Source organism: Microbacterium sp. MRS-1, assembly GCF_000585455.1.
GTDB classification, from domain to species: Bacteria; Actinomycetota; Actinomycetes; order Actinomycetales; family Microbacteriaceae; genus Microbacterium; species Microbacterium laevaniformans.
The window spans coordinates 1-4,035 of sequence record NZ_JAUF01000043.1 but is presented as its reverse complement, the minus strand read 5'-3'; the positions used below and the strand labels follow the sequence as shown (position 1 = coordinate 4,035).

The window sequence follows — 4,035 nt, the reverse complement described above, 5'->3', positions numbered from 1 at the left end:
CATCGGAGGGTGTTCCTGTTCTTCGCGGCCTGCTCATAAGCGGCCAGGCTGATCACGGTCGTGGTGGGTTCCGGGGTGCCGGTGAGAACCGCTGCGGCGCGCAACGCCGCCGTGCCGGGTGGGATGCGTTCTTTGCGGCGGTGCGGACGCCCGGGAGGGGCCGACGCCAGCGCGATCGCCTCCAGGGCGGTGACGTGTGCGGTGTCCCGGACGGTGACGCCGAGACCGGCCTGCGCGATCCGGTGTCGGGCGACGACCGTCCCGGCGGGTGTGGCGATGTCGATGGTGTCGGCGCCGAGCCGGTGCGAGACGGTGACCTTCGCGGCGGCCAGCTCGGGTGGGACGGAGTAGCGGTTGCCGCGCCAGTCGATCAGCGCCTGCCTGGTCGCGGTGCGCTCCTCCGCGACGATCACCGGGAACACGATCGGTGGCAGCGGGCGCAGCCGCTCCGCGGGGAACATCGCCGCCGCGGTGGTGCGCCCGTCGAGGTCTTCCCGCGGCCGGTCGTCCTGCCGTCTCGCGAACGCGTCGACGCGGGCTTGCGCCTGCTCGAGGGTGAGTTCGTCGGGGAGGTTGCGCCACCAGCGTTGCGCGGCGGTGTGGTTGTTCTTCTCGACCACGCCCTTCCGGTTCCCCGACCGCGGCCGGCAGGCCACCGCTTGAACACCGTGATGCTTCGCGATCGCGGCGAACATCGGCGTCAGGTCCTTCGTGGTCGGGTTCAGCACGGTCGCCATTCGATCGAACCGCCAGACCCGGGTGAGCCCGCCCAGCGCCGCGAGCAGCGTCGTCATCGCGGCCAGCAGATGCGGGACGTCCATCGACGGGGAAATCACCGCCCGCCAGACCCCCGAGTGCGCGAGCGACCCGACCAGCAGGAACACCTTCTTCGTCGGGAACCCCCAGGCGGTTGGCGGGTCGGGAAGCTCGAGCCAGTCGAACTGGGTCTCCTCCCCGGGCGGGTGCTCGATGACCGCGTTCGCGCGCTTCGTGACATGCGCGCAGGCCACGCAGGCCGGCCGCAGCGACCTGGTTCGGATCTGCCTGGTCAGCGTCGGATACGAGCCCGCGTAGCCGAGCGGGCGCAACTCGTCGAGCAGCGTCTGCGCCCAAAGATGCGGGTCCTCCGCGAGCCTCGCGGTCACGTAGTCAACGAACGAGTCGAACGGGTCCGGCGCGTGGACGCGGACGCCAGGCTGCCGCTCGCCGTTCAGGTAGGCGCGGATCGTTTTGCGGTCGTGTTCAGTGCGGCGGGCGATCTCGCTGATCGTCATCCCCTGCCGTTTCAGCGCGTGGATGTCCACGCTGCTCCTCTCTGAAAGCATGAGGAACGGGCCTCTCTCGAAGGCTGGTGTGTGGTCGAAGACCACCAGCATCGAGGGGGGCCCGCCTCATGCGACGGAGCGACCCAGGGCGGGGAATTTCGATGAGCAGAAGTGGGGAATTTCAGTGAGCGCCGTCAATGGATGGACAAGCTCGTCAAGACCCTTGGGATCCACTCGTTGTTTCGGGTGGGGTAGGCCGTAATCACGCGGGCATTGTTGACGGAAACGATGATCGTGGGATTCCACGTCGAAGTCGCCCCGTCGCTCCGGGTGATTACCAGCGGAGTGGAGTAGCAGTATTTGTTGCTTCCGACGTCGCTCGGAAGGCCAGGGGTGGGGCTGGTGAGTGATCCACCGACAGAGAAGGCCATCAGGTCGTCCCAAAGGGCGCCGCCGCCACCATAATCGATGAGATCCTGCCATTCCCCCTCGTGCTGACCACGAATGTGCACGTACCCACTATTGCCGTCTCCGCACTTCAGGTCGATGTTTCCGAGGTTGGCAGCGCTCCATGAGCTGATGACAACATCGCCGAAGCCAGCGTTGCAAAGCGCTATAGTGCCGGGGTCGAGCTGAGGAGTCACGGTGCCTTCTTCAGCAGCGCCGTTGTGAATGGAGGGAAGGTTCGACAGAGGGACTGTGATGCCTTCTTCAGGGAGCGAAGGACGGGGCGGACAGCGTGCCTAGGAGAAGCGCAACAACGGCTGAGGCCCCGATGCGACCCTTCATGGTAGTGACTCCTTTCGTCTAGGGAGGCCGCAGGGCAGGTACTTAGTCGGCGACCCACCACTCTGATTGGTGATTGGAGCCTGACCCGGTTTCCCGGACGGTTCTTGTGTGTTGATCATGCCGCGATTTCTGCGGCGGTGTGAAGGGCTTCGTAGTCGGCGGGGCTGAGGTCGCCGAGGCTGGTGTGCCGGCGGCGGGGGTTGTAAAAGCCCTCGATCCACTCGAACATCGCCGACGCGAGCTGCGCCCTCGAGTCCCAGCTCGTGCGGTCCAGGAGCTCGCGTTGCATCGTCGACCAGAAGCTCTCGATGAGTGCGTTGATGCTCCTATAGTTGTCAACTCGCGATTTCGCCGGTCCTGGGGTCGGTTCTGACGAGGTGGTAGACCTCGCGGATGACGTAGCGCTTGAGGCACCGGATGATGTCGCGTTTGCTCTTGCCCTCGGCGGTGCGGCGGGCGACGTAGGCGATGGTCGGCTCGTGGAATCTCATCCTCACGATCACGGTCCGGTAGATCGCGGCGTTGAGCTGCCGATGCCCGCCGTGGTTGATGCGATGCTTCCCGCTCGTCATCCCTGACCCGGTCGGGACGGGGCTGATGCCGGCGAGTTTCGCGAATGCGGCTTCGCTCTTGATGCGCTCGGGGTTGTCGCCGGCGACGATGAGGATCTCGGCGGCAGTGTCGACACCGATACCGAACTCGTCCAGCAGGTGCGGTGCCCGCCGAACAACGAGCTGCTCGATCTGTGCTTCGAGTTCGGTGATCTCGTCGTTGAGCGCAATCCAGCGCTTCGCGATCGACCGCAGCGCGTGACGGTTCGCGTCCTCCGGGGTGTCGAGTCCGCGGGGCCGGAGCGCGGCGCAGTGACGGGCGATCATCTTCTGCGTCTTCCGCGCCGTCTCGCGTCGGAGGTCCTCGGTGGCGTGGACGAGCATGGCTTTGAGGGTGATCATCGCGCTGGTGCGATCCTTGACCGCGGTGTCGTGGGCGACTTTCAGTTGCCGGATCATCTCGACTGCGCCGTCGGCGGACTTCGGGACCGCGGTCGCGAATCCCGCGAGGACCGCCCGGGCGGCGTTTTCCGCGTCGAGGGTGTCGGACTTGCCGTTCAGGCGGCGCAGGCGTCGGTCGGGGCGGGCTACCTCGATCACCTTGTGATCGTTCCGTCGCAGAAACGATGTCAGTCCGGCCCCGTAGGAGCCGGTGCCTTCGATGCCGAACGCGATGATCTTCCCGAACCCGCTCGCCCACGCCAGCAGCTGCGTGAAGCCCGCTGTGTCGGTTGCGATCGTGAGGGTCGCGAGAATGCCGCCGATGGAGTCCATCACCGCGGCGACGTGGATGTGCTTGTGGGTGTCGACGCCGATCACGACGTGCCCGGAACGGGCGTGCTCGAGTGCGGTCATGTTCTTCGGTCCTCCTGCCGGATAGCGTGGTGTCACGCTGTCGCCGGCGGGTGGACAGGACTGTCATGGGGACGCGTTGTCGAGACTGCTCCAGGCTCCTATCAGGTCACGCCCGATCCGGCGGCAGCGGTTACTGCGCGCCCGGCCGGAGGCTCGACAGATCAACGCCAAGGCACCCTGTGGGCCAATCGTCAGCAAGGGTCAGAACGCTCCGGCCAGGACTTCCTCATCCTTGCGGGATGCGGCAGAAACAGACTGACAGTCGACGCTGGAGGCTACTCTGCCCATCGATCCGAGGAGTCCGGCTTGGCGGAGTCGGTGCCCGAAGAGCCAGCTGGTGTATTGCGCTCCGCGATCCGCGTGAACCACAGTCCCGGGCTCGGGGCGGCGTCGCCACCTGGCCATCTCGAGCGCGTCGACAACGATCTCCGCGGTGATGCGATCCGAGATCGACCAGCCCACGATGCGCCTGGAGTGGGCGTCGATCACCGCAGCGCAGTAGACCCATCCGTCCCTCGCTTGGATTCCAGCGATCGTCGCAACACCGGTGGCGAGGAGCAGCGATGCCGGCACGG

Annotated in this window: 5 protein-coding genes; all 5 read right to left on the bottom strand. The window is 66.3% G+C overall.

Annotation, left to right across the window (positions count from 1 at the left end):
* A partial coding sequence (istA, locus tag AS96_RS08925; RefSeq protein WP_231477190.1) for an IS21 family transposase occupies positions 1 to 1,376 on the bottom strand: 1,376 nt, incomplete at its 3' end.
* Positions 1,377 to 1,459: 83 nt separating this feature from the next.
* Positions 1,460 to 1,909, bottom strand: a complete 450-nt coding sequence (locus tag AS96_RS08920) for a hypothetical protein (protein WP_036288599.1) — start codon at positions 1,907 to 1,909, stop codon at positions 1,460 to 1,462.
* A gap of 260 nt (positions 1,910 to 2,169) precedes the next feature.
* Complete coding sequence (locus tag AS96_RS14980; protein WP_442921702.1) at positions 2,170 to 2,364, bottom strand: IS3 family transposase; 195 nt, start codon at positions 2,362 to 2,364, stop codon at positions 2,170 to 2,172.
* A gap of 25 nt (positions 2,365 to 2,389) precedes the next feature.
* Positions 2,390 to 3,460: an IS110 family transposase gene (locus tag AS96_RS08915; protein ID WP_036288596.1), complete on the bottom strand. Its 1,071-nt coding sequence runs from the start codon at positions 3,458 to 3,460 to the stop codon at positions 2,390 to 2,392.
* Positions 3,461 to 3,661: 201 nt separating this feature from the next.
* On the bottom strand, positions 3,662 to 4,035 hold a 374-nt coding region (locus AS96_RS14690; RefSeq protein WP_231477188.1), incomplete at its 5' end, for a DDE-type integrase/transposase/recombinase.

Coding starts and splice junctions, on each gene's coding strand:
- AS96_RS08915 (WP_036288596.1), bottom strand. CDS start 3,460: ATGACCGCACTCGAGCACGCCCGTTCCGGGCACGTCGTGATCGGCGTC.